The following is a 24,840-nucleotide window of genomic DNA, read 5'->3' on the forward strand; positions in this document are numbered from 1 at the left end:
CTTCACGACGGCTTGCGGGCCTCGATGAGGGTGCGGGACGAATGGGCGGTGAAGACGCCGTCGCGCCGGATCTGCCGGTCCAGTTCGCGCAGGCGGTCGCGGTGGCCTTCGACGGTGAAGCCGGGGACGATCCAGATCACCTTGCGCAGGAAGTAGACGACCGCGCCGACGTCGAAGAACTCCATCGGCAGGCGCTCGGCGCGCAGATCGACGATGTCGAGCCCCGCGGCCCGGGCCTCGGCGCTCTCGGCCTCCGGGTCCCGTTCGCGGCGGGCTGCGGGCTGGGGGCCGAGGAAGAACTCGGTCAGCTCGAAGACGCTCGCCGGGCCGACGTGCTGGGCGAAGTAGGTCCCGCCGGGGGCGAGGACCCGCGCGATCTCGTCCCACCGGATCACGACCGGATGGCGGCTGACGACCAGGTCGAACGCCTCGTCGGCGAACGGGAGCGGCGGCTCGCCGGAGTCGGCGACGACGACGGCGCCCCTCGGGTGCAGGAGCCGGGCGGCCTTCGCGACGTTCGGCGGCCAGGACTCGGTCGCCGCCATCGTCGGCGGGAGCTTCGCGGCTCCGGCGAGCACCTCTCCCCCGCCGGTCTGGACGTCGAGCGCCGCCCGTGCCCGGCCCAGCCGCTCGCTCATGAGCCGCTGGTACCCCCAGGACGGGCGCTGCTCGGTCGCGCGGCCGTCCAGCCAGGAGAAGTCCCAGCCCGCCACGGACACGCTGCCGGCCTCGGCGACCAGATCGTCGAAAGTCCGCTCCGTCATTTCGGAAGCCCCAGCATCGTCCGGCAGGGGGCGAGACCCTCGATCGTGACGGGGACGGTGCGGTGGCGTTCCCAGTCGTCCCGGGTGAGCCGGTACCGCTGCTCGACGGTCATGGCCCCGCGTACGACGTGGCGCTCGACTCCGTTGGGCTGGTACCCGAGCTTGCGCGACACCGCGTTCGAGGCATGGTTGGCCTCGAACGCGACGGAGGCGGCTTCCTCGGCGTCCAGGCCGGCGAAGGCCAGGTGCAGGACGGCCGCTCTCATCTCCGTGCCGATCCCCCGCCCGTGATGGCGCCGACCGAGCCACGAACCGGTCTTGACCTGCCGGAGGACGAGGAGGTCCTGCGCCCAGAGGGACTGCTGCCCGACGACTTCGCCCTCATGGAACACGGTGAGGTCGAGCTCCCACTTCTCGGGCGTCCATTCCGCGAGGTTCCTCCAGTGATGCTGGATGACGCCGCGCGCGACCTCGGCGGGCGGGCGGTCCGTCCACGGCACGAGGAACGGCATCGTCTCCGGGTCGTGCACACCCTCGGCGGCGAGGTCGGCCAGCGCGGCGAGTTCCTCGGACGAGGGCAGCCGCAGCTCCAGCCGCGGCGTCGTCAGCCGCAACCCGAGCGGCGGAAAGTGATCGACCAGCATCCCCTTACCATGACCCGTCCCGCCCTCTCCGGCACCTGGTTTTGCGGTCCGATCAGTGCCCGAGGACGAGGAAGACGATGCCGCCGACGACGTGGGCGATGACGGTCAGGGCCAGGACGGCCACGAACAGGGCCTTCGCGGTGGGGTGGTCGAAGTGGGAGCCGGGGCGTCCGCGCTGGGACGACCTGCTCTGCGCCTGCTGTTCGAGCTCGTCCAGGGACGGCAGGAAGGACGGTCGCTTGAGGGCCATCGAGGGAGCGTCCTCCTTGGTCGGGGTGCTGTGTCCACCTCCTTCAACGCGCCGCGAGCCGCTTCTCATCCGCCGCCCGCCGGGCGTCATGACCGGCGCACGCCCAGGGCCGCGCCGAGGTCGGGACGAGGACCCTGCGCGCAGGCCGCGTGCGACTCCTCGATCTCGCGCATCAGGCCGTACGGAGCTCGTTGATCGCCACCTTCTGCTTCGGGGCGCCGTCCGTGCCGCCGCCCGCGACGCCCTTCTTGGCGACCGCGTCCACGATGTCCATGCCGGACGTGACCCGGCCGAAGACCGTGTAGGACGCGGGGAGGCTCGTGGTGTCGCCGTACAGGATGAAGAACTGGCTGCCGTTGGTGTTCGGGCCCGCGTTGGCCATGGCCACGGCCCCCCGCGTGTAGCGCGCCGAGCTCAGGCTCTCGTCGTCGAACTGGTAGCCGGGCCCGCCCGCCCCGGTCCCGCTCGGATCGCCGCACTGCAGGACCTGGAGGCTCGGGTCCGTCGTGAGCCGGTGGCATGAGGTGCGGTCGTAGAACTTCTGGGCCGCGAGGTAGGCCAGGGAGTTCACCGTGCAGGGCGCCGTCCCGGCGTCCAGCGAGATCTGGAGCGTGCCGAGCCCGGTCTCGACGGTGGCGCGGGACGGGGCCGTCGCCGGGAGGGCGACCGGGGGCTTCCCGACCTCCTTGACGTTCGCGCCGGTCGCGGGCCGGTAGGCGCACGACTTGGACGGCGCGGACTGGGCGACCGGCGTCCGGCCGCCCTCGGCCCTGCCGTCGCTCTTGAGGAGGAGCGCGGCGACGAGCCCGCTGGCCAGGATCACGACCGCGGCGGCCGCTCCGGCGAGGAGGAGCACCCGGCCGCCTCGCCCGGTCTGGGGCCGGCTCCCCGGGTACGTCCCGAGAGGCGGTGGGGACGGGGGTGGCGTGGGTGGCGTCCAGCCTGCGGGGGACGGGTGCGTCGCGGCCGGTGGCGTCCAGTTCCCGGCCTGGGGTGGTGCGGCCGGTCGCGCGACGGCCGAGGTCCCCTCCGCGAGGAGGTCGGCGTTCGGGCCGAGTCCGAGCAGCCGCTGCAGCACCTGGAGGGCGGTCGGGCGGGTCGCGGGGTCCTTCTCCAGGCTGGACGCGACGAGCGTCCGCAGGTCCCCGGTCAGCGCGCCCAGGTCCGGCTCCTGGTAGAGGATCCGCTGCATGATGGCCGGCACCGAGTCGCTGCCGAACGGCGGGACGCCGTTCGCGGCGAACGCCATCGTGCAGCCCCACGCGAACATGTCCAGCGGCGCGCCGCCCGCGGACCCCGCCACCTGCTCGGGCGCCATGTAGGCGGGGGTGCCGACGGCGCCGGTCAGGGTGGCGGAGGTGGCCTCCAGCGGGCGCGCGATGCCGAAGTCGATGACCTTGGGGCCGTCCGGGCCGAGCAGCACGTTGGCCGGTTTGAAGTCGCGGTGGACGACGCCCGCCTCATGGATGGCCGCGAGCGCGGTCGCGGTGCCGATGGCGAGCGCGACCAGCTCCGCCGGGGACGCCGCGCCCTCCTGGAGGACCCGGTCGCGCAGGGAGGGCCCGTCGATGTACTCGCTGATGATGTAGGGGATGTCGCCGTCGGCGTCCGCCGCGAGGATGCGGGCGGTGCAGAACGGGGCGACGCGGCGGGCCGCCGCCAGCTCCCGGTCGAAGAGGGTGCGGGCCCGCTCGTCCCGTCCGATGTCGGCGTGCAGGAGCTTCACGGCGACCCGCTGCCCGGTGCCGGATTCGCCCAGGTAGACGATGCCCTGGGCGCCCTCGCCGAGCCGGGCCGTCAGCCGGGAGCCGCCGATCTCGCGGGGGTCGGTGGCGCGCAGCGGGCGGGTCTCCGGCATCAAGAACCTCCACGACGAAGCGGAGAGAGAAGCCTATCCGCGGCGGTGCGCGTGCTCGTTCAGCTCCAGATCGACGAAGGCGCCGATCATCGCCCGCCACACCGTCTCGGCGACCTCGGGCGAGAGCCCGGCGTCCGCGGCCCGCTCCCGCGCCAGGGCGACCACCCGCTCCACCCGGTCGGGCGCGCGGACCGCCCGCTCGTCGCGCTTGAAGGCGGCGGCCGCGCGCACCAGCCCTTCGCGTTCGGCCAGCAGTTGGACGAGCCGCCCGTCGATGGCGTCGATCCGGGCGCGCACGCCCGCGAGCGTCTCAGGAGTCTCCATGCGCATCAGCATGCCGCACTGCGGAAGACGGGCATGCGTCAAGCGTGGGAGCGGCCGCCCGCCGGGCCCGTCAGCGACGCCTGGACGACGCGATGAGGTCCCGGTACCAGCCGTAGGACGTCTTCGGCGTGCGCTTCTGCGTCTCGTAGTCGACGTGGACGAGCCCGAAGCGGGGGTGGTAGCCCTCCGCCCATTCGAAGTTGCCAGGAGCGACCAGGCGAAGTAGCCGCGGATGTCGACGCCCTCGTCGACGGCGGTCCGCACGGCGGCGATGTGGGCGTCCAGGAACTCGATGCGGGCCGGGTCGTCCACGGCGCCGTCCGGACCGGGCTCGTCGGCGAACGAGCAGCCGTTCTCGGTGATGTGCAGCGGCGGCAGGTCGTAGCGGGAGTCGAGGGTGCGCAGCAGCGACAGGAAGGCGTCCGGGACGATCGGCCAGCCCATCCCCGTCGTCGGGTACTCGGTGATGTCCACGATGTCGAACGGCAGCGGGCCCTCGGCCGGGGTCGCGATCCGTGTGGGGTTGTAGTAGTTCACTCCCAGGAAGTCGATGGGTGAGGCGATGACCGACATGTCCTCGGAGCGGATGTACGGCGCGTCCCCCATCAGGTCCGGGTAGCGGCCGAGCAGGACGGGGTCGGTGAACAGCCGGTTCATGAACGCGTCGAAGGCGTCGGCCGCGGGCTGGTCGGCCGGGGAGGCGGCCCAGGCCGGGGAGTAGTGGTTCGTCAGCCCGACCCTGCGCGCGCCCCGGCTGCGCAGGGCGTTGACGGCGAGGCCGTGGGCGAGGAGCTGGTGGTGCGCGGTGGGCAGCGCGTCGAGCAGGAGCGTCCTGCCGGGGGCGTAGACGCCGAACGCGTAGCCGTAGGCGGTGACGACCACGGGCTCGTTCAGAGTTATCCACATGTCGACGCGGTCGGAGAGGCGCTCGGCCGCCAGGTAGGAGAATTCGGCGAACCGGTAGGCGGTGTCACGCTCCATCCAGCCGCCGGCGTCTTCGAGCGGCTGCGGGAGGTCCCAGTGGTAGAGCGTGGCGGCGGGGGCGATGCCGGCGGTGAGCAGGCCGTCCACGAGCCGGTCGTAGAAGTCGAGGCCCTTGGCGTTGACGGCGCCGCTGCCGGAGGGCTGCACGCGCGGCCACGCGATCGAGAACCGGTACGCGTCGACGCCGAGGCCCGCCATCAGCGCGACGTCCTCGGGCCAGCGGTGGTAGTGGTCGCAGGCGACGTCGCCGGTGTGGCCGTCGCGGGTCCGTCCGGGCGTGTGGGAGAACGTGTCCCAGGTGGACGGTCCCCGCCCGTCCTCCCCGACCGCGCCCTCGATCTGGTAGGCGGCGGTGGCGACGCCCCAGCGGAAGTCCTCCGGAAGACCCATCCGCGCTTCCTTCCCCCATGGTCCGACCGAAAATGCGAATAGCCTTCGGATATTAGTGGCGGGGTGGTGCGGGCGGAAGACTCCCGCGACCCAGAGGTATGGCACGCCGTGCATGCTCAGCACCGCTGCGTCCGAGGGACAATGGCGGGGTGACCGAGATCCGAACCCCGCTCCGCCGCCGTCCCGCCCAGCGCCGCAGCGCCGAACGCGTCCAGCGGATGCTGGACGCCTGCGCCGACATCCTGGACGAGGACGGCTACGACGGCCTGACCACGACGCGCATCGCCCAGCGCGCCGAGGTGGCGATCGGCTCGGTGTACCAGTTCTTCCCCGACAAGCGCGCGGTCGCGCAGGCGCTCGCGCTGCGCAACCTGGAGGAGTTCGGCGACCGGATCTCCGCGCGGCTGGCCGCGGGCAGGTTCGGCGACTGGTCCGACACCGTCGGCGCGATCATCGAGATCTTCGTCGAGATGCACCGGACCGTGCCCGGCTTCCGGGTGCTGCGCTTCGGCGACGTCGCCGACGTCAACCTGCTCGACTCCGACGCCGACAACAACGCGGTGGTCGCCGACCGGCTCCGCCGCATGATCGTGGACACGTTCGGCGTCCAGGACACCCCCGGCCTCGCCACCGCGCTCGCCATCTCGGTCGAGGCCGGCGACGCCGTGCTGAAGATGGCGTTCCGCCGCAGCCCGGACGGCGACCCGGAGATCGTCGCCGAGGCCGAGCGGCTGATCCACGGCTACCTGGCCGCGCACATCCAGGAGTACTGACCCCGAGGTCGGACGCATCCGGGAAACGCCGGATGAAAGGGACTCGCTATGGCAGACTCCCCTCCGCAAACCGACACGGAACGGGTGAGTTCGCTGGACGAGGAAAGACTCCAGACACAGCGCAGGCTGCTGATCCGGCAGCGGGTGCGCCTGATGGTGAACCAGTACGAGGTGCACGCGGAGGGGCCGGGCGGCGGGGAGGGCGAGCTGCTCGCCTTCGCGCAGCAGAAGCGGCTGGCGTTCAAGGAGCAGGTCACCCTGTACTCGGACGACTCCAAGACGCGCCCGATCCTCGGGTTCAAGGCGCGCAAGCGCATCGACCTCGCGTCGGCGTACGACATCACGGACGCCCACGGGCAGCCGATCGGGGTGTTCCGCAAGGACTTCAAGAAGTCGCTGCTCGCCTCCACCTGGCATCTGGAGCAGCCGGGCCTCGGCGTGACCACCGGCAGCGAGCGCAACAAGTTCGTCGCCCTGCTGCGGCGTGTCTGGCAGTTCATCCCGTACGTGGAGAACCTGCCGTTCGCGTGGCCGTACCACTTCGACTTCTACGCCGGCGACCAGGTCGTCTTCAGCGTCGAGAAGAAGTTCGGCTTCCGCGACCGCTACGTCGTCGAGATCGGCGATCCGCGCCTGGACCGCCGCCTCGTCATCGCCCAGGCCGTCGGCCTGGACGCCCTCCAGTCCCGCTGACCCCGGGACCGTTCCGCCCGCTCGCCCGCACCCTCTCCCCGGGGGCGCGGGCGACCGTGTTCGGGCGACTGTTCCCGGTAGCCCTCCCGTCACGGGTTCCGGCGACTCCCTGGCCTCCGCGGGCTTTACATGTTACGAAGGCATGTAAAGCCAAGGGCGGTGCACACCCGCGTCGCGATCGTGCGGCGTCACCCCTGGAGGAGGATCCCCCCGTGAGTTCCCACGATCTCTACGTCACGCCGGTCCCGAACGACACGTGGAACGTCCCGATGGCGGGCGACACCCGCTTCACCTGGGAGTACGACGACGGCCGCGACCGGCTGCTGAACCTGTACCAGAAGGGCAAGGACAAGCAGTGGGACGCGCAGAAGCGCATCGACTGGGACCTTGAGGTCGATCCGATCAACATCGCCGGGCTGCCGGAGAACTTCAACCCGCTGTTCGGGTCCGACATCTGGGACAAGATGTCACAGAAGGAGAAGGACGAGTTCGGCCGCCACCAGGGCTCGTGGCTGTTCAGCCAGTTCCTGCACGGCGAGCAGGGCGCGCTGAACGTCTCGGCGCGCATCGTCCAGACCGTCCCCGACCTGGACTCGAAGTTCTACGCCGCCACCCAGACCATGGACGAGGCGCGGCACGTCGAGCTGTACGCGAAGTTCGTGCACGAGAAGATCGGCATGTACTACCCGATCAACCAGGACCTGGCGAAGCTGCTCGCCGAGTCGCTGGAGGACAGCCGCTGGGACCTGCCCTACCTCGGCATGCAGGTCCTCATCGAGGGCCTCGCCCTCGCCGCGTTCGGGCTGTACCGGGACATGTCGACGAACCCGCTCGTCAAGCAGCTCCTCGCCTACGTCATGCAGGACGAGGCGCGGCACGTCGCGTTCGGGCGGCTCGCGCTCAAGGACTACTACGCCGAGCTCACCGACAAGGAGCGGGCCGAGCGCGAGGAGTTCGTCGTCGAGGGCTGCTACCTGATGCGCGACCGATTCAAGGGCCGCGAGATCTTCGAGCAGCTCGACATGCCGGTCGACCGGTGCATGGAGTATGTCGACAACTCCGACATGTACACCCTTTACCAGTCGCTGCTCTTCAGTCGCATCGTCCCGTGTGTCCGGGATGTGGGCCTCTGGGGCGACAAGGTGCAGGCCGCCTACCTGGACATGGGCGTCCTCGACAACGCCAAGGCCGACCTCGAAGCCCTGATGAAGCAGGACGAGGAGATCGCCGAGAAGGTCGACGAGGAGCGCTACGCGACCGAGCTCGCCGCCCGCAAGGGCGAGGTCGACCAGGCCATCTCCCTCGGCGCCGCCGAGTAGCCCGGACGGCCCGCGCAGGCGGGGGTGCCCCTCGGGGCGCCCCCGCTCTTGTTTTATCGGAAATTGTCGGCATTTGACATTTCGCCGCACACCTATGATCAGTCCATCTAGATCTTTCTGGTTTCCCCAAGTCATTTTCGAATCGGCCGCATGCGGCACCGCCGTGTACTAGCGTCCCCGCTCGACGGTGCGCCGGGATTCACCAGCCGCTCGGGCGCACGCCACATGTGCAGGGCCAATCCGAAAACCCCGGGGGAAAGAATGAACCGCTCCGCCAGAAGCCTGTTGAGGGTCTCCGTCCTCGCCTCGTTCGCCACCGCGATCGCCGTGGCGGCCGCGCCGACGGACGCCGCACCCGCCAAGGCGGCGCCGAGCGCGGCGGCCGGCCCGTCGACGCTCCTCTATGAGACCGCCGCCACGAGCCACGGCATCGTGCGCACGCTCCCGGACCCGGCCGCCGGGACGGGCGGCCGGACCGCCGCGCTGGGCGCCGGCGCCTCGGACGAGTTCCTCCGAGCCGCTCCGGCGGGCCCGGGGATGCGCGCCGCCCGCGCGCGGTGCCGGGTACGCCCGGCCAAGACGGTCGAGTCGAGCACCGGGCTGGGGCTGCCGGACGCGCAGCTGCCGGCCGTCGGCCAGACCCCGATCGGCGGGCTCCCCCAGGGCGACTGCCCAGGTGCGACCCAGCGCGACGCGCGCGAACGCAAGCCGGGGACGGCGCTGCCCGTCCTGTCCGGCGGAGGGGGCGACGTCCCCGGGACGCTGCTCGGCGGCACCGGCAAGCTGGGCAAGGTCGTCCCCACCGGAAAGCTCGGTCAGGGTCTGCCCACCGGCAAGCTCCTGTCCACCGGCAAGCTCGGCCGCCGTGAGGCGGCACGGCCCGCCGTGCCGAACGGCCGTGCCGCCGAGACGCCCATCAGCCTGGCCGGGCCGGGGCCGAACTCCGGGCTGCCGAACCTCGGGTCCCTGCTCGGCGGCGCGACTCCCGGCGGCCTGCCCCTCGGCTCGGTGCTCTTCCCGCCGGCCGCCCGGTACGCCGGACCGGGCCCGGCCGGCGACCTGGTCGGGCAGGCCGACGGCACCGTGAACAAGGCCGGGAGCGGCCTCGGCAAGACCGAGGGCGACGTCGGCAACGTGGTGGACGTGCTGAAGGCGCGTGACGGCTCCCGCAGGACGGCGGACGGGCCGGCGGGCGGAGGGCCGGCGGGCGGCCCGCTGTCCATGCCGGACGCGTCCGCGCTCAGCGTGCCGAAGGTGCCGGCGCTGCCCGCGGTTCCGAGCGTCCCGGTCGTCCAGGAGCGCGGCTGACACACGACCGGTCCTCCCAGCTCACGGGGCGGTCCAGCGGAAGTGATCTTCCGCCGGACCGCCCCGTTCCGTTGTGCCGGATCCTTTGTTATCCGTCCGAGATCAGCGGTATGCGCGCAGTAAAGACGATCTTGAAATGTGGTCACCGAATGAAGTTGATCAGCTTCATGGGGCAAAAGCTGAGGTGACAAATCCCACAAACAACGGCTCCAGGGCTTGATCTATGGAGGACACAACGTACGGTCAGGGACTTGTGCGGCGCTTCAGTTATTTCGAAAAGTGAAGATGCCTTTCCAGCCGCACCTGCCGGACGCCGATCCGCGATCAAGCGGGCGCGCCTGAAAGAGCGGCGCGGGGCGGGCTGAGGAGCCCGCGGGCGGCGGGGGATCCGGGGGACGGAAGACGTCGCCTGGCCACGTCGCGAGAGAACGGCGGTGAGATCCGCCGGGCGTCCGGGGTCCTGTCCCCTAACAAAGGACTCCTCTGTGGGTAGCCCTGTCAGGCGTCTTCTTCGAGCGCGCCTACGTACCATCCTGATCGTCTCCGGCGCCGCCGTCGCCGTCCTGGCCGCGGGCGCGTTCGCCCTGGCCGGGCGCGACGGCCCCGCCGACTCGGCACAGGCGGCGCAGACCGCGCCCGAGGCCGTCGACCCGCTGGCGGACCGTCCGCACGGCGAGCCGACCCGGGCCGACCGAGGCCGGCCCCGCTCTCCGGAGCCGTCGCCTTCGAAGACTCCCAAGAAGAGCAGGAAGAAGAAGTCGTCGAAGGCCGACGACCAGGCCGCGAACCTGGCGAAGCCCAAGAAGAAGAAGCAGTACAAGGTTGTGAGGTCGGGGTCCTGCGAGGCCTCCTACTACTGGGAGGGCCAGATGACCGCCAGTGGCGAGCCCTTCGACCCGAGCGAGCTGACGGCCGCGCACAAGACGCTGCCGCTGGGCTCGAAGGTCCGGGTGACCAACAAGAACAACGACCGTTCGGTCATCGTCCGCATCAACGACCGCGGTCCGTACGCGGGCGGACGCTGCCTGGACCTGTCCAAGGCCGCCATGAAGAAGGTCGGCGGCACCGGATCGGGCGTCATCCCCGTCCGCTACGAGGTTCTGTCCAAGGGCTGATCCCGTCGGCTCTCACCCGTCCGGCGGGCGCCGCAGCGTGCCCGCCGGACGGTCAGACCCCGTGGCCCAGCCCGGCACCCGTCCGCGCGCCCGGGATGTTCCCGGCGCCGGACGACCACGAACCGTGCCGCCGCTCCATCGGCTGCGTGTCACCGGTCGCCTCGGCCGACCCGCCATCGGGCCCGGCCTGCGCGGCCTGCGCGGCCACCCCGGGTGCCGGCGTGGCGAGACGGTCGCGGAACCAGTCGGTGAGGGCGCCGTCGACCCGGACGGCCTCGGTGATCGGCGGGCGCGGCTCGGTGCCGGGCTCGGCGGCCAGCGCGTGTCCCATCCGGAACGTGGTGGACTCCGCCCGGCCGCCGTGCCTGCGCAGTTCGTCGCGGAGCGCCGTGATCTCCCGAGCGGGGACGACGCGGTCCTTGGCGCCGCCGACCAGCAGGACCGGCACGTCCCGTCCGGCGATGTCGGCGGCGAGGGTCCCGAGGTCGAGCCGGTCGGCGAGCGCGGCGGCGTGCTCGCTCCAGAGGCGTTCCGAACCGGATCGCTTCTCCACCGCCCGCGCGGCCCGCGCCGGAGCGACGACGGGCGCGACGAGCGCGGCGATGCTCACCGGCACCGCACTGTGGGCCAGGGCGAGCAGGGCGGCCGCGCCGCCCGCGCTGAAGCCCGCGAGACCGACCGGACCATCCGGGATGTCGAGGTCGCGGCGGATCTGCGCGAGCGCGTCCGGCAGCCGCCGGGCGGCGTTCTCCACGGCCGCGCAGTACGCCTCGATGCTCTCGGTCTCCAGGATCGCGCCGGAGCCGAGGCCGCCGGGCGAGCGCCCGGGCAGGTCCAGGTAGACGCGCCACACGGGCACACCCGTCATCGGGATCGCCGTCGCGAGCGCACTCGCCGTCCGGGGCGGGTCGAAGCCGGGCCAGACCACGATCAGCCGGGTCGGGCCGGACGCTGTCGCGTCGACGGCCGTCGGGGGCAGCGCGACGTAGACGTCGCCTGCCGCGGTGCCGTGGACGGGGCGGTTCGTATGGTCGCCGCTCATATCGGTACGTCAGCTCCTGCGATGCTCGACGGGCCATGCCGGTCGTGCCGGGCGGAGGCGGCGCTCCCCCCGGATCCCTCATGCTCGCAGCGGACGCCAGCCGACACGCCGTGAACCGCCGCACGTCGACCACGAGAGTGATGAACACCTCACCTTTGGTCACCCTGATCAATCGACACCGTCGGATCCGTCCGGCGATCACCCTGGCGGCGGCCGGGACGGTCCGGCTGTGACCCCCGCCTCATGATCGATCGAAGGGAACAAACCCGGCACTCGTCGCGTCCTAGTCGTACGTGGGCGTTGCGGGGGCGCGCCCTCACAGATGTCCCGGATACAAGGAGTGCTGGTGGACAGGAAGCGCAGTGCGGCCGCCGCCGGGCAGGCCTGGCATATCTACCGCGAGACGCTCGAACCCGAGGCGCCGGGATTCTGGGAGCGCGTCCGCGCCGTCCCCAGGATGCTGAAGTCGGTCCTGCGCGGGCAGTACAAGGGGATGTCCTTCGGGACGCTCGGACTGCTCGCCCTCGGGCTCGTCTACATCATCTCCCCGATCGACGCCGTTCCCGACGTCATCCCCGTCGTCGGCATCGCGGACGACACCGGCCTGGCCCTCTGGCTGGCCTCCGTCCTGGTGAAGTCCGCGGGCGACTTCGTCGCCTGGGAGCGCGGCGGGCGTCCCACCGTCATCGTCGGCGAGCCCGTCGACTGAGAACGGCAGGACGTCAGGAAGCGGTCGGGCCGAGTTCCTTGGCGAAACGGTCGGCGGCGTCGCGCATGATGGGCACGACGTTCGGGACGGTCTCGTGCGTCATGCGCCCTGAAGGCCCCGACACCGAGATGGCCGTCAGCGTCGGCGCGCCTTGCAGCGCCACCGCGACGCAGCGGACACCGACCTCCTGCTCCTCGTCGTCGAGCGCGTAGCCCTGCCGGCGGATCCGTTCGAGCTCCGTCAGCAGGGCTTCCGCGTCCGTGAAGGTGTTGGGCGTGTGCGCGTCCATGCCCGTCCTGGCGAGGATCTCGCGGACCCGCTGGTCGGGCAGCTGCGCCAGGAGCGCTTTCCCCACGCCCGTGCAGTGCGGCTGGACACGCCGTCCCACCTCGGTGAACATCCGCATCGAGTGCTTGGACGGCACCTGCGCGACGTACACGGCCTCGTCGCCCTCCAGGACCGCCATGTTGGCCGTCTCGCCGACCTCCTCCACCAGGCGGGACAGCACCGGGCGCGCCCACGTGCCGAGCAGGCGGCTCGCGCCCTCGCCGAGCCGGATGAGGCGCGGACCCAGGGCATAGCGCTTGGACGGCTCCTGCCGGACATAGCCCTGGTTGACCAGCGTCCGCATCAGCCGGTAGATCGTCGGCATCGGCAGGCCGGAGGCCTCCGTCAGCTCCGACAGCGCCATCTCGCCCCCCGCGTCCGCCAGATGCTCCAGCAGATCGAACGCGCGGACCAGCGACCGAACGCCCTCCGTCACCCGTGACTCCTCTCCCTCGCGATCACCCGATTCTACGGAGAGGCGATTTCGCTGTGCGAAAGAGGGTGGGTTGCCGGGGTGAGGCGCGTTACTCCCGCGAGTGATGTGGCAATAACTCTTTGTGTCCGACGTTGTGGGCACCGCCCCCGGGTGGCCATGAGCAGACCGCTAGGGGGAGCGTGTGCGAGGGGAGCGTCGAAGGGCCCGCTGGGGCGCGATCACCGTGAGCGGTGCGCTGGCCGCGCCGCTCACCCTGATGAGCCCCGCCGCCCAGGCGATACCGGAGGCGGCCCCGTCGAACGTCCGGTTGCATGTGGTCACGACACCCGACGTGGTCACGTCCCATGGATCCGAGTACACGTTGGCATTCACCGTCCGGGTCCGCGCCCGAGGCGGTGTCGCCCGCCAGGTCGGCCTGCGCCTCACTGCCGGCCACCCGTTGTCCTGGACCAGCCGCACGCCGGACTGCTCGCCGCTCGGCTCCGGCCAGGGCCTGCACTGCACTCTGGGTACTGTGGGTTCGGAGGGTCGTGAACGTAGGGGAACAGTCCGATTCCCGGCCTCGATGGTGAAGGGACCGTCCGCGAGACCGCTGAGCATCCTCGCCGTTGTGGACGCCTCCAACGCCCCACGCCGCTCGACCCGTACGGTCTTCGACTTCTCCAGGACCGCCCGGAACGTGCTGAACGGCGCTTCCCGTAGCCCGTCCAGCACCGGCCCGGTGCCGAGCCCCCAACTCGGGGACGAACTCACGCCCTGCACGAGCGACAAGGCGAGCTCCGGCGGGAAGTGGTGCCCGACTCCAGCCACCAGGCCCGACCCGACCAAGCCAACGAACTGCAAGAAGGCCAACACGAGCGCGGGCGCCCGCCCATGCCCGCCTAGCGGCGACCCCACGCCCGGTGCCAAGTCGAACCCGAACACGCCCCCCGGCGCAGGCGCAGCGCCGACGCACTGCGCACCGGGCAACTCCAACAGAGACGGCCGGCCGTGCACGTCGCCTTCCGGTGGCGAGCCGACGCATGGCACCAAGCCGCGGCCCAGTGCGCAGCTTGGTGCGACTGGCGCGCCGACGCATTGTGCGAGTGGCGGTCCCAACAGGGGCCGGCGGCCATGCGCGTCGTCATCTGGGGGCAAGCCGACGCACGGTGTTAAGCCGGGTCCCAGTCGGGCGCCGAGCCCGGGCAGCGCGCCGACGCATGGTGCGACGCATGGCGCTAAGCCCCACTCTGGGGCTCATCCTCGTCCGGTGGGGCCCGGGGGCCCGCCTACGCCGTGCGTAGGTAGCAGCACGACGGTGGGTGGGTGGCCGTGTCCGACGACGGTTGATGGGAAGCCGCCTCACGTCGCCGTGCCGTCCCACAGCGACAAGCCAAGACAGAGCGCCAACCCGCCTCCTGGCGGCCCGCCGACTCACAGCACCAAGCCGAGCCACAGCGCCGGGCCGAGCCACAGCGCGAAGCCGAGCCACAGCGTCAAGCCGAGCCACAGTGCCGGGGCGCACAGTGCCGGGCCGAGCCACAGCGCGAAGCCGAGCCAGAGCGCGAAGCCGTCCGAGAGTCCGAAGCCGAGCCTTGGCGCCGAGCCTTCGCACGGTGTGGAGCCTTCGCACGATGTGGAGCCGGGGGGCAGTGCCGAGCCGGGGGAGAGCGGGAAGCCGGGTCAGGACGGTAAGCCGAAGGCGGGTGCCCAGCCGGGCGGGGGCGGGCTGCCGCCCGGGGGCGGGCCTTTCGTGAGCGGGCCGGAAGCGCCGGGCGGGGTCGGGCAGCCGGGTGCCGGGGGCCCGGTCGCTCCGAATCTGCCCGGTCCCGCGGTGCCGACGCCGTCGGCACCGGTCGTCCTGCCGCCGGTGAAGCCTCCGAACCTCCCGCCGGTGGCCGAGGAGAACCACACGACCCTGATGTCCCCGGCCGGCATGGAGGAAGGGGACGGGACGGACTGGGCGGTCGTGCTCGCCGTGGCCCTGGTGGCCGAGATCGGCCTCCTGTGGGGCGCGGCCTGCATCGTGCTGACGCGGCGCCGGGCGGCGCTCAGCCGCGCCGAGTCCAGGGCAGAGCGGGACAGAACGGGCTGATGCCAACGAAGGGGGTAGGGCGACGCGAACGGATGCGTACCCCGCTCCTGCCTCCGAATCGGCGGACGAGTGTCCTGGTATCGACCCGAAAAGGATCCGGTGTCAGTAAGCTGACCGGCGACGGTAAACGCGGTCGTGACGGACAGGGGATCCGGTATGTCAGACGCGACGCTGCAGTGCCCGAAGTGCGACTCCAAGCTCGACACTCACGAACGCCACGGGGTCGTGATCGAGGAATGCCCGGGATGCAAGGGCGTCTTTCTCGACCGCGGTGAGCTGGAGCAGCTCATCGACGCGGAGAGCCGCTACCTTGCCGAGCTCCCGGACGGGGTGAACCCGGCGACGACGTACCAGGGGCGGCACCGCCGGGGCATCATGGAGCAGATCTTCTCCGCTGAACAGTAGCCCCGGGCACGGTCGGTGACCGGTCGGAAGCCCTGGTGTGAAAGGGGATTTCCTCTTGTCACGGGGATGACAAACCGCGCTTCGGCGAATGTGACCGGGAGCTAATATCGCCCGCTGACTACCATCCGGTAGCTTTGTGATCATCGCCGGTCACCGGGGCGTCCAGACAGAGTCGTCCGGCGGGCGCGGCGCACCTTGGCCGGCGGAGTGCAACCCCCTCACGGCACCGTCCACGGCCCCGTCCGGCCCGTCCCCTCGGGAGATGATCAATGGCATTGGGCTCGTTGCTTCCCGAACTCCTGCCCGGCGGCTCCGGCCGCACCCCGCTGATCGAGCGGGTCGCGCGGTGGGCGAGGGAGAAGCCGGACGCCCCGGCCTACACCTTCGTCGACTACTCGGCCGACCCGTCCGGCGCGCACCTCACGCTGAGCTGGGCCGAGACCGACCGGCGGGCGCGCGCCATGGCGGTGACGCTCCGGCAGGTCACCGGGCCCGGGGAGCGCGCCGCGCTGCTGCTGCCGCAGACGCTCGAATACATGATGACCATGCTCGGCGCCCTGTACTCGCACGTCATCGCGGTCCCGCTGTTCTCGCCCGACCTGCCGGGCCACGCCGACCGGCTGATCGGCGCCTATGCCGACGCCGAGCCCGCGGTGATCGTCACGACGCGGAACGCGCTGCCGCACGTGGAGAAGTTCCTCGCCGACCACGACGTCCCGCAGCCGAAGGAGATCGTGTTCGCCGAGGAGGTCGACCTGGCCCTGGCGGACCGCTGGCGGGACGAGACGATCGCGTTCGACGACGTCGCCTACCTGCAGTACACGTCGGGATCGACGCGCCGTCCGGCCGGAGTGGAGATCACCCACGGGAACGTGACGGCGAACGCCGCGCAGCTGTGGGCGGGGTGGGCGCCCGAGAAGCCGGACCCCGAGCTGGTGAGCTGGCTGCCGCTGTTCCACGACATGGGGTTGATCGCGACGATGGCACTGCCGCTGGTGCGCGGCGACCACGCCATCTACACCGACCCCGTCTCGTTCATCATGAACCCGATGCGGTGGCTGCAGCTCATCGCGGAGCGGCCCGGCAAGAACGTCTACACCGCCGGGCCGAACTTCGCCTACGAGTACGTCGCGTCCATGGCCGCGCCGGAGAAGATCGCCCACCTGGACCTGTCCGGGCTGACGACCTGCCTGAACGGCGCTGAGCCGATCCGCACCTCGACGCTGTCGACGTTCGCCGACGCGCTGGCGCCGGCCGGGCTGCGTCCGGGCGCGCAGGCGCCGGGGTACGGGCTGGCCGAGGCCACCGTGTTCGTCACGGCCGCCGCCGAGGACGTCCCGCCGAAGATCATCTCGGTGGACCGGGAGGCACTCACCCAGGGCGACCTGCGGCTCCGCGAGGACGACGCGGACGGGACGAGCGCGCTCGTGTCGTGCGGGCGCCCGTGCGGGCAGATCGTCGCGATCGTCGACCCCGAGGCCCGCGTCGAGCAGCCGGACGGGCGGGTCGGCGAGATCTGGGTGCACGGCCCCAACACGGCGCCCGGCTACTGGCGCAACTCCGAGCGGAGCCAGGAGACGTTCGGCGGCGAGCTGTCCGAACCCGGGGACCTGCCCTCCGGTCCGTGGATGAAGACCGGTGACTACGGAGTCGTCCACGAGGGTGAGCTTTATGTGACCGGACGTATCAAGGACCTCATCATCGTGGACGGCCGCAACCACTACCCGCAGGACATCGAGGTCACGGCGCAGGAGGCGCACCCGGCGGTCCGCCCCGACCACGTGGCAGCGTTCGCGCTCACCGGGGAGGAGACCGAGCGGCTGGTGGTCGTCGCCGAGCGCAACCGCCGGGTCCCCCTCGGGCGGCTCGACGTGGACGAGGTGGAGTCCGCGGTCCGCGCGGCCGTCAACGTCGAGCACGAGATGAGCGTCCACGCGTTCGTGTTGATAGAACCGGGTGGCGTGTCGCGCACCTCCAGCGGGAAGATCGCACGGGCCGCGACACGGCAGCGCTTCCTCGACGGCGACCTCGCGACGACTGCGGACCGCCTGGCGTCTCGCAGGTAACGACGGAAACCGGCCGCGCGGAGGCAAGGGAGCCTCCGGGTGGCCGTGGCGAAACAGGAGGATCATGCTTTCGGGGCTGGGGCGTCTCATCCACCGGCGACGCTGGACCAGCCTCGTCCTGATCCTGATCATGACCGGGGTGGCGGGCGCCTGGGGACTCGGCGTGTTCGCCAAGTTCAAGGAGGGCGGCTTCGAGGACCCCGACGCGTCCTCGACGCTCGTCGCCAAGCTGGGCGCGACCTACTTCGGCAGCACCAACCCCGACGTCCTCGTCCTGTACTCGAGCGACACGATGACGGTGGACGACCCGCGCTTCGAGGCGAGCGTCGTCACCACCATCGCGCGGCTGCCCAAGGCCCAGGTCGACGAGATCATCTCCTACTGGTCGTTCAACGGCGAGGCCGCGCGCACGTTCGCCTCCCACGACCGGCACTCGACCTTCGTCGCGGTGAAGCTGAAGGGCAAGGAGGGCGCGGACAAGACGGAGAACTACCACGCCGTCAAGGACCGCATGGCCGCGCCAGGGCTCGACGTCCGGTACGGCGGCAGCGTCCCGCTGGGCGAGGAGTTCGGCAAGCAGGTCGTGGCCGACATCGTCCGCGCGGAGACCATCACCGCACTGCCCCTGCTCATCCTGCTCGTCATCCTGTTCGGCGCCGTGATGGCCTCGGTCCTGCCCATCGTCGTGGCCGTCTTCTCGACGGTCGGCGGACTGGCCGTCCTGCACGTGGTGACGTACACGGCGGACGTGACGTCCTTCGCTCTGGAAGTCGTCACGATGATGGGCGTCGGCCTGGCGATCGACTACTCGCTGTTCATCATCAGCCGTTTCCGTGAGGAACTTCAGCGCGGCATGGCCGCGCAAGGTCTGCCACCCGGAAAACCCTGGAAGCGGGAACGCGACAAGGCAGCGCGCAAGGCCGCGAAGAAGGCGTACAGGACGGCGCTCAAACCCATCCGCGAGGCCGCCCTGGCCGCCACCATGGCGACCGCCGGCCGCACCATCATGGTCAGCGGCATCACCGTCTCGGCGGCTCTCGCGGGCCTCCTGCTCTTCCCGCAGATGTTCCTCCGGACGATCGGGCTCGCCGGCATAGCCACCGTCATGGTCGCGGTGTTCGGAGCCACCGTCCTGCTGCCGACGCTCTTGGCCCTCCTAGGCCCGCGTGTCGAAGGCGGGCAGATGTGGTGGCGGCGCCCCACGGCCAAGCGCGCGCGGCGAGACCCCGAGAGCGGCTTCTGGTACCGGCTCGGTCACAGCGTGATGAAGCACCCGCTCCCGTACTTCGCGGTCGTGCTCGTCATCCTGGGCGTGATGTTCGTGCCGTTCCTGAACGTCCAGTTCGGCAGCGTGGACGCCCGCGTCCTGCCCAAGGGCAGCCCCACCCGCGCCGTGGTCGAGACCATCAAGAAGGACTTCCCCAACGGATCCGTCGAGCCGATCGACGTGGTGGTGTCCGGAGACCTCATCCCGCGCGACTGGACGCCGTCCGGCAAGGGCGACCCCATCCCGCCCTACCTGGAGCAGTTCAGGAAGCAGCTCGCGTCCCTCCCCGGTGTCACCGAGGCCCAGTTCACCGGCTACTCCGGCTCGTACGGGGGCGTGCGCATCTCCGTCACGCACAAGTACGAGCCGATGGACCAGCACGCCCAGGACCTCGTCACCAAGATCCGCGGGTTGAGCCTGTCCAAGGACGGCTACCCGATGCACATCGACGTCGGCGGCAGCACCGCCGCCCAGATGGACCTGATGTCGAGCCTGATGAGATCCCTGCCGAAGATGGCGCTCGTCGTCGGGATCGCCACGTTCGTCCTGCTCTTCATGTTCTTCGGCTCGATCGTCCTGCCGCTGAAGGCCATCGTCATGAACGTCCTGTCGATCGGCGCCTCGTTCGGCGCGATCGTCTGGGGCTTCCAGTACGGGCACCTCGCCGGGCTGCTGGACTTCACCCCCACCGGCGGCGTCGAGGCCACCAGCATGATCCTCATCCTCGCGGTCGTGTTCGGCCTGTCCATGGACTACGAGGTCTTCCTGCTGAGCCGCATCCGCGAGGAATGGGACCTCACGCACGACAACCGCGTCGCCGTCGCGTCCGGGATGCAGCACACGGGCGGCATCATCACCAGCGCCGCGCTGCTCTTCCTCCTCGTCATCGCCGCGTTCAGCATGGCCGGGATCACCGTCGTGAAGCTGATCGGCGTCGGCATGTTCGTGGCCGTCGTCGTGGACGCCGCTCTCGTCCGCTCCCTCCTCGTCCCCGCCACGATGCGCTTCATGGGCGCGGCCAACTGGTGGCTGCCGGGCTTCCTCGCCGGCCTGCACGCCCGCATGGACCTGCGCGAGCGCAACGCCCTCGTCCCGGCCGGCGCCACCGTGGCCCCGCCCCGCCTCCCGGACGAGCAGCCCTTCCCCTACGCCATCAACTGGGCGGACGCGACCCCGCCTCCCGCGGGCGCCGCGCCGCCGAACGGGCACGCCCGCCCGGACATCGCCGACCCGACCGGGATGCGGCCCGCCATGCCGGAGCCACCTCTCGCCCGCCAAGACCCCGAACCGCCCGGCCCGAATGCTCCTTCGGCCAAGGCCCCCGTGGACGTGCCGCGCGCCCGTCGGCGACCGGCCACGAACGCCGCGTTCCAGCCCGCCCCGCAGCCGGGCGCGGGCGAGTCGCCGAAAATGGTCTTCCGGACGGCTCCGGCTGACGCGGAGTCCGGCCGGCCGCCGCAGCCCGAGGGAGCACCCTGGGCGCCGTGGGCGAACGGCCCGCCGCAACCGGCGCCGCGCACCGCCCCCCGCAGCAGACGCGTGATCGTCCCCAACCCGGACGGCTCAGGCTGGCACTGGGGCGAAGAACAGGACGCCCCAAACCCCTGAATAGGCAGGGACGCGTTTGATGCGGCCCAGTCCGTGCACCGACCGGGGGACGAGGTGTGACGACCTGGGCATGCACGGACTGGAAGCAGGTGGCAGGACGAACCTGGTGAAGCGGTCGAGTCCTGACCAGACGACTTGTCCGCCGACCGCTCCGCAAGACACGCCTTGCCTGGCCGTAAGGCATGCCGCACCCCGTCGCCCCGTCGGAGGAGGGGCCGCTCGCGCGATGTGACGATGACGTCCATCAAAGGAGCGAGTCGATGATCTCCTGTGCCCGTCCGATGCCGTCCTCGTCCCGGATGCGGCGGCCGAGCTCACTCGCCCGGTCGGCCATCCCCTGATCCCGGACCGCGCGCCGGATCTTCGAGGCGAGCCGCGGCACGGTCATCGCGCGGAACGGCAGCGGGGCGGGCCCCGCCCCCAGCGCCGCGACGCGTTCGCCCCAGTACGGCTGGTCGCCGAAGAACGGGCACACCACGGTGGGCACACCCGCCCGCAGCCCCGCCGCCGTCGTGCCGGCGCCCCCGTGGTGCACGACCGCCGCCATGCGCGGGAACAGCCACGAGTGCGGTACGTCCCGGACGGCGAACACGTCCTCGTCCGACGTCGCCGGGTCGCCCTGCACGATGCCCCGGACCCCGGCGAGCTTCAGGGCCGCCCGCACGGCCATGCCGGTCATCTCGGCGTCCTTCGGCACCATGCTCCCGAACCCGACGTACACCGGCGCGGGCCCCGCCGCCAGGAACTCTGCGAGTTCCCCGGGAGGCTCCCACTCCGGCTCGTCGAGGAACCAGTAGCCCGTCAGGTTCACGTTGGAGGCCCAGTCCCCGGGGCGCGGAACCACCACCGGACTGAAGCACGCCAGCACCGGGGCACCGTCGGTCCGCCGGCCCCGCAACGGCAGCCGCGGCAACCCGAGCGACCTGTCCCGCCACGGGTTGATGAACGGGCGCGAGAGCTGCCACGCGATCTGGTCGACCGCGAGGAAGCTCGCCCGATTCGCCCAAGGCCCGAGCACGCGCGCCTGCGGGACGAACGGGTGCGGGAACGCCCCGGTCGGCTCGCTCGGCTGGAAATGAATCAACGCCCACGGAACACCGAGATGTTCGCCCAGATGCCGAGGAAGGAATCCCAGTGTGGGGCCCAGGATCAGATCCGCGCCCTTACAGGCGTCCGAACACTCCGCCAGCAGCCGCTCGGCCATCGGCCCGAGGATCCGCCGGAAGCCGCCGAGGAACTTCACCGGATTCCGCCCCCCGGCCAGCAACTCCTGCCCGGCGTCCGATTCGAGGATCTCCGTCGGATCCGCCGTCAGCGGCGCGAGCTCCAGCCCCGCCGCGACGACCATCGGCGAGTACCGCGCACTCGCCACCAGCCGCACGTCGTCTCCCCGCGCCCGCAGCGCCCGCCCCAGCGCCACGCAGGGCTGGATGTCCCCCCGCGACCCCGCCGCAAAGATCACAATCCGGCTCACGCTACCTCCTACCAGGCATCACTGCGCGGGACGATGTGAGGGCCCTCTGCCGGCTCCTCCTCGGGCACATAAGGCTCGTACCACCCCTCCGGCGGCGCCGGCCGCCCCCCGTCCTCGGCTTCGTCGCCCCCCATCGAACCCCCGTCCGCCGGACCGGCACCCGCCCCCTCCGCCGCCGAAGCGGCGCCGCCCCCGGCGCCGCCCTCCGAGCCGTCCGCAAGCCCCTCGCCACTCTCCGCAGGTTCCCCGGCGTCCACCGGACGCCCGTGCAGCGCCGCTGCGCCCTCGGAAGACGGCGTCCCGGCCTCGCGGACGATGGCCGCCGGACCGTGGACCCGCCCCCCGCCACTCTCGCCGAGTTCGGTGTGCGCATCGGGTTTCATCGGGTGTTCGTACGGCAGAGTGGTCGCGCTCTCGGCCGGGAGTTCCCCAGGGCCCTCGGCGGCGGCTCCCAGGTCGTCTCCCCAGCGGCCCTCAGCACCTTCGCCAAGCTCGACATGCTCCCGAAGGCCTGTTGGATTTTCGTACGGCGGTGCGCTCGTGTTCTTTGCCTTTTCGGTATCCCTGGGGGCGGCTCCCGAGATGGCTGCGGGCGGAATCTCGACCGGCTCTTCGGGGTCGGCGTGTTCTGCGAAGGGCATCGGACTTTCGTGCGGTGGCGCGCTGATCGCCGGCGGGTCATCGGCGACCTCGGCGTCAGCTCCCGAGCGGCTCTCCAATGGGAGCTCGGCCCCCAGTTCAGGACGCTCTCGGGAGTCTGCCGCAGGTCCGCGCGGTGGCTCGCTCATGGCCTCGGGCGTCCCGGCGGGCTCCAGGCCGCCGCCGGGTGGGGCCTCTTCGCCCTCGACGGTCTCCCCGTGGTCGACCTCCACGAGGGCGGGCGCCTCCTCCGAGGCAGCACGCAGGCCCGCCTCGTCCCACTGGGAGTCGGGCGCTCCGGCGATATCGCGTTCGTCCTGTGAGCCTGGGCTCCGCAGGGCTTTCGCGTCTTGGGACGGTGCCGTGTCCCGGTGCGGGGGGCTCCCCGGGGTGGCGGAGTGAGGGAGCGTTCCGGGGGGCTCGGGCAATGGTCCGGTCGGTGAGGGGCCGGAGGTGCCGGAGGGGCCGGGGGGCGGCTCAGGGGTGGGCCAGTCTTTCCAAGGGTTGGGGGTGGGCGGAGGCGGGGGCCAGGGGGTTTCGGTGGTCCAGGTGTGGGTGTCGTCTTGGGGCTTCGGGTCGGAGTCGGTCCACCAGTGGGGGCCCGGAGTGGGGTCGGGCATGGGGTCTTCCTCCCAGGTGAGGGGGAGTGGGAGGGGCTCGCCCGGCGGGGTGGCGACGGCGATGGGGGCGGTCAGGGCGGGGACGGGGTCGCGGGGTGGCGAGGCGGGGCGGCGGGGTGCGGGTTCGACGAGGGGGGAGGACTTGCCGTGCTTGGGGCCCAGCCAGCCGCGGCGGCTCGGGAGGGTGAGGCCGCTGATCAGGCCGCCGATGAGGACGAGAGCGGCGCCGAGGATGAGGCCGGAGGCGGTGCCGCTGCGGAACGTCTCCAGCTCGGCGGCGCTCGCGCCCTCCTCCGGGACGTGGTGGATGAGCAGGCCGACGATGGCGATGCCGAAGGCGCCCGAGGCCTCGCGGATGACGTTGATGATGCCGCTCGCGACGCCCGCCTGCTGCTCCGGGACGGCCTTCAGGACGTACATGACGAGCGGCATGCCCATCGCGGCGCCGACGCCGACGATCATGACGCCGGGCATGAGGTCGGCGTAGCCGTCGCCCTGCTGGATGGTGGAGAACAGGAACATGCCGAAGGCCATGAGGGCGAGGCCGCCGCCGATGGCGGGGCGGGGGCCGAGCTTGGCGGCCAGCCAGAACGCGACGGGCGTCATGACCATGATGGCGATGGACGGCGGCAGCATCACCAGGCCCGCCTGGGGCGGGGAGAAGCCGAGGAAGCGCTGCAGGAACGTCGCCGAATAGAAGATCATCCCGTTGAAGCCGATGCCGTAGAGCATCTGGGAGAGCAGGCCGCCGGCGAAGACCCGGTTGCGGAAGAACCGCAGATTGATCATCGGGTCGGGAGCCCAGCTCTCCACCAGGACGAAGCAGGCCAGGGCGATGAACGCGAGCGCGAACACGCTGAGGACGGACGGGTCGGCCCAGCCGTGCTTGTTCCCGGACTCCAGCCCGTAGGTGAAGGCGAACAGCATCGTGGCGGAGATGAGCACGCCGGGCAGGTCGACGCGGGCGTCGCGGTTCTCGCCCTTGCCGGTGAGGACGACCAGGCCGAGCAGGATGACCAGGATGCCGGGGACGATGTTGATCAGGAAGATCCAGCCCCAGCTCCACTGCTGGACGATGAGGCCGCCGATGGTGGGGCCGAGGGCGGTGGCGCTGGAGCCGGCGCCGACCCAGACGATCGTGCCGAGGGAGCGCTGCTTGTCGGTGCGTCCGACGGTGACCATGACCTGCGTGGCGGGGAGGGCCAGGGCGGCGCCGGCGCCCTGCGCGACGCGGGCGAGGATGAGGGTCGCCGAGTCGGGGGCGAGGCCGCAGACGGCGGACGCGGCGGTGAAGACGACCATCCCGGACACGAAGGTGACGCGGCAGCCGAAGACGTCGGTGAGGCGCCCGCCCGCCACCATCAGGCACGAGAACATCAGGATGTAGCCGGTGGCGACCCAGTCCTTGGCCGAGTTGGACATGTCGAGGTCGCTCATGATGGTGGGCAGCGCGTTCGCGACCACCGTGTTGTCCATGGTGATCATGAATGCGCTGACGGCCACCACCGCCAGCGCCCATCGATATCGGCCGCGGGTCAACAGTCCGTACGGCGTGAACTCCCGCACCGGCCGCGGAAATCCGCCGCTTCCCCCTAAAAACAGTCGTCGCTATTGTTACTATTGGTTTGCACTTCGTTACTCAGCCCTGACTCCAGGCCGTGGTACCACAACTATCCCATCAGGCCACATTGGTTACTGCCGAGTCTTGTCATCGCCGTGACAAGACATGGGGGAGAAAAGTGGTCTGGGTG

The 24,840-nt window shown here is 71.3% G+C and carries 19 protein-coding genes and 1 pseudogene; 10 read left to right on the forward strand and 10 right to left on the reverse strand.

Annotated features, from left to right (window positions below):
- Positions 1-2 precede the first annotated feature (2 nt).
- The 6 genes and pseudogenes from AB0H37_RS01760 to AB0H37_RS01785 form a co-directional block, all read right to left on the reverse strand.
- On the reverse strand, positions 3-764 hold the full coding sequence (locus tag AB0H37_RS01760; RefSeq protein WP_360610644.1) for a class I SAM-dependent methyltransferase: 762 nt from the start codon (positions 762-764) through the stop codon (positions 3-5).
- Positions 761-1,408: a GNAT family N-acetyltransferase gene (locus tag AB0H37_RS01765; protein ID WP_329097698.1), complete on the reverse strand. Its 648-nt coding sequence runs from the start codon at positions 1,406-1,408 to the stop codon at positions 761-763. Before AB0H37_RS01765 ends, AB0H37_RS01760 begins: the two co-directional genes overlap by 4 nt.
- Positions 1,409-1,460: 52 nt before the next feature.
- Complete coding sequence (locus AB0H37_RS01770; protein ID WP_179838144.1) at positions 1,461-1,658, reverse strand: hypothetical protein; 198 nt, start codon at positions 1,656-1,658, stop codon at positions 1,461-1,463.
- A 172-nt stretch (positions 1,659-1,830) separates the two neighbouring features.
- Positions 1,831-3,516, reverse strand: coding sequence for a peptidylprolyl isomerase (locus AB0H37_RS01775; RefSeq protein WP_360610647.1), 1,686 nt, complete (start codon positions 3,514-3,516; stop codon positions 1,831-1,833).
- A 33-nt stretch (positions 3,517-3,549) separates the two neighbouring features.
- Positions 3,550-3,852, reverse strand: a complete 303-nt coding sequence (locus tag AB0H37_RS01780; RefSeq protein ID WP_360610649.1) for a chorismate mutase — start codon at positions 3,850-3,852, stop codon at positions 3,550-3,552.
- A 58-nt stretch (positions 3,853-3,910) separates the two neighbouring features.
- Positions 3,911-5,214, reverse strand: a pseudogene (locus AB0H37_RS01785) (GH1 family beta-glucosidase).
- 149 nt (positions 5,215-5,363) lie between these two features.
- Between AB0H37_RS01785 and AB0H37_RS01790 the strand changes: the two are divergent.
- From AB0H37_RS01790 to AB0H37_RS01810, 5 genes are all read left to right on the forward strand, one after another.
- Positions 5,364-5,987: a TetR/AcrR family transcriptional regulator gene (locus tag AB0H37_RS01790; RefSeq protein WP_229810042.1), complete on the forward strand. Its 624-nt coding sequence runs from the start codon at positions 5,364-5,366 to the stop codon at positions 5,985-5,987.
- A gap of 48 nt (positions 5,988-6,035) precedes the next feature.
- The gene (locus AB0H37_RS01795; RefSeq protein WP_229810041.1) at positions 6,036-6,680 is read left to right on the forward strand and encodes a hypothetical protein; all 645 of its coding nucleotides are present in this window, start codon (positions 6,036-6,038) and stop codon (positions 6,678-6,680) included.
- 212 nt (positions 6,681-6,892) lie between these two features.
- Entirely contained in the window at positions 6,893-7,999 is a 1,107-nt protein-coding gene (locus AB0H37_RS01800) for a ferritin-like domain-containing protein (RefSeq protein WP_329097709.1), read from the forward strand.
- A 285-nt stretch (positions 8,000-8,284) separates the two neighbouring features.
- Positions 8,285-9,307: a hypothetical protein gene (locus AB0H37_RS01805; protein WP_329097711.1), complete on the forward strand. Its 1,023-nt coding sequence runs from the start codon at positions 8,285-8,287 to the stop codon at positions 9,305-9,307.
- Positions 9,308-9,792: 485 nt separating this feature from the next.
- Entirely contained in the window at positions 9,793-10,422 is a 630-nt protein-coding gene (locus AB0H37_RS01810) for a septal ring lytic transglycosylase RlpA family protein (protein WP_329097713.1), read from the forward strand.
- 52 nt (positions 10,423-10,474) lie between these two features.
- Here the strand turns inward: AB0H37_RS01810 and AB0H37_RS01815 are convergent, their stop codons facing one another.
- Complete coding sequence (locus AB0H37_RS01815) at positions 10,475-11,464, reverse strand: hypothetical protein (protein ID WP_360610652.1); 990 nt, start codon at positions 11,462-11,464, stop codon at positions 10,475-10,477.
- A gap of 346 nt (positions 11,465-11,810) precedes the next feature.
- Here AB0H37_RS01815 and AB0H37_RS01820 point away from each other — a divergent pair, with 346 nt between their 5' ends.
- On the forward strand, positions 11,811-12,173 hold the full coding sequence (locus AB0H37_RS01820; protein ID WP_329097717.1) for a YkvA family protein: 363 nt from the start codon (positions 11,811-11,813) through the stop codon (positions 12,171-12,173).
- A 13-nt stretch (positions 12,174-12,186) separates the two neighbouring features.
- On the opposite strand, the gene AB0H37_RS01825 is transcribed toward AB0H37_RS01820, so the two are convergent.
- On the reverse strand, positions 12,187-12,936 hold the full coding sequence (locus tag AB0H37_RS01825) for an IclR family transcriptional regulator (protein ID WP_360610654.1): 750 nt from the start codon (positions 12,934-12,936) through the stop codon (positions 12,187-12,189).
- A 1,813-nt stretch (positions 12,937-14,749) separates the two neighbouring features.
- On the opposite strand from AB0H37_RS01825, the gene AB0H37_RS01830 reads away from it, so the two are divergent.
- From AB0H37_RS01830 to AB0H37_RS01845, 4 genes are all read left to right on the forward strand, one after another.
- Entirely contained in the window at positions 14,750-15,010 is a 261-nt protein-coding gene (locus tag AB0H37_RS01830) for a hypothetical protein (RefSeq protein WP_360610656.1), read from the forward strand.
- Positions 15,011-15,166: 156 nt separating this feature from the next.
- On the forward strand, positions 15,167-15,415 hold the full coding sequence (locus tag AB0H37_RS01835; RefSeq protein ID WP_360610658.1) for a zf-TFIIB domain-containing protein: 249 nt from the start codon (positions 15,167-15,169) through the stop codon (positions 15,413-15,415).
- Positions 15,416-15,684: 269 nt separating this feature from the next.
- Positions 15,685-17,481: a fatty acyl-AMP ligase gene (locus AB0H37_RS01840; protein WP_179838131.1), complete on the forward strand. Its 1,797-nt coding sequence runs from the start codon at positions 15,685-15,687 to the stop codon at positions 17,479-17,481.
- A gap of 64 nt (positions 17,482-17,545) precedes the next feature.
- On the forward strand, positions 17,546-20,356 hold the full coding sequence (locus AB0H37_RS01845) for an MMPL family transporter (protein WP_360610661.1): 2,811 nt from the start codon (positions 17,546-17,548) through the stop codon (positions 20,354-20,356).
- Positions 20,357-20,600: 244 nt separating this feature from the next.
- Here the strand turns inward: AB0H37_RS01845 and AB0H37_RS01850 are convergent, their stop codons facing one another.
- Together AB0H37_RS01850 and AB0H37_RS01855 are read right to left on the reverse strand one after the other, a co-directional pair.
- Positions 20,601-21,830 (reverse strand): glycosyltransferase, encoded by a 1,230-nt coding sequence (locus AB0H37_RS01850; RefSeq protein WP_360610663.1) that lies wholly within the window; start codon positions 21,828-21,830, stop codon positions 20,601-20,603.
- A gap of 8 nt (positions 21,831-21,838) precedes the next feature.
- Complete coding sequence (locus AB0H37_RS01855) at positions 21,839-24,655, reverse strand: DHA2 family efflux MFS transporter permease subunit (RefSeq protein WP_360610665.1); 2,817 nt, start codon at positions 24,653-24,655, stop codon at positions 21,839-21,841.
- Between the last annotated feature and the right edge of the window lie 185 nt (positions 24,656-24,840).

Origin of the sequence: Actinomadura sp. NPDC023710 (assembly GCF_040639875.1) — a bacterium.
Classification (GTDB): Bacteria; Actinomycetota; Actinomycetes; order Streptosporangiales; family Streptosporangiaceae; genus Spirillospora; species Spirillospora citrea.

Coding starts and splice junctions, on each gene's coding strand:
- AB0H37_RS01765 (WP_329097698.1), bottom strand. CDS start 1,408: ATGCTGGTCGATCACTTTCCGCCGCTCGGGTTGCGGCTGACGACGCCG.
- AB0H37_RS01760 (WP_360610644.1), bottom strand. CDS start 764: ATGACGGAGCGGACTTTCGACGATCTGGTCGCCGAGGCCGGCAGCGTG.
- AB0H37_RS01845 (WP_360610661.1), top strand. CDS start 17,546: ATGCTTTCGGGGCTGGGGCGTCTCATCCACCGGCGACGCTGGACCAGC.
- AB0H37_RS01840 (WP_179838131.1), top strand. CDS start 15,685: ATGGCATTGGGCTCGTTGCTTCCCGAACTCCTGCCCGGCGGCTCCGGC.
- AB0H37_RS01775 (WP_360610647.1), bottom strand. CDS start 3,516: ATGCCGGAGACCCGCCCGCTGCGCGCCACCGACCCCCGCGAGATCGGC.
- AB0H37_RS01780 (WP_360610649.1), bottom strand. CDS start 3,852: ATGCTGATGCGCATGGAGACTCCTGAGACGCTCGCGGGCGTGCGCGCC.
- AB0H37_RS01795 (WP_229810041.1), top strand. CDS start 6,036: ATGGCAGACTCCCCTCCGCAAACCGACACGGAACGGGTGAGTTCGCTG.
- AB0H37_RS01815 (WP_360610652.1), bottom strand. CDS start 11,464: ATGAGCGGCGACCATACGAACCGCCCCGTCCACGGCACCGCGGCAGGC.
- AB0H37_RS01835 (WP_360610658.1), top strand. CDS start 15,167: ATGTCAGACGCGACGCTGCAGTGCCCGAAGTGCGACTCCAAGCTCGAC.
- AB0H37_RS01770 (WP_179838144.1), bottom strand. CDS start 1,658: ATGGCCCTCAAGCGACCGTCCTTCCTGCCGTCCCTGGACGAGCTCGAA.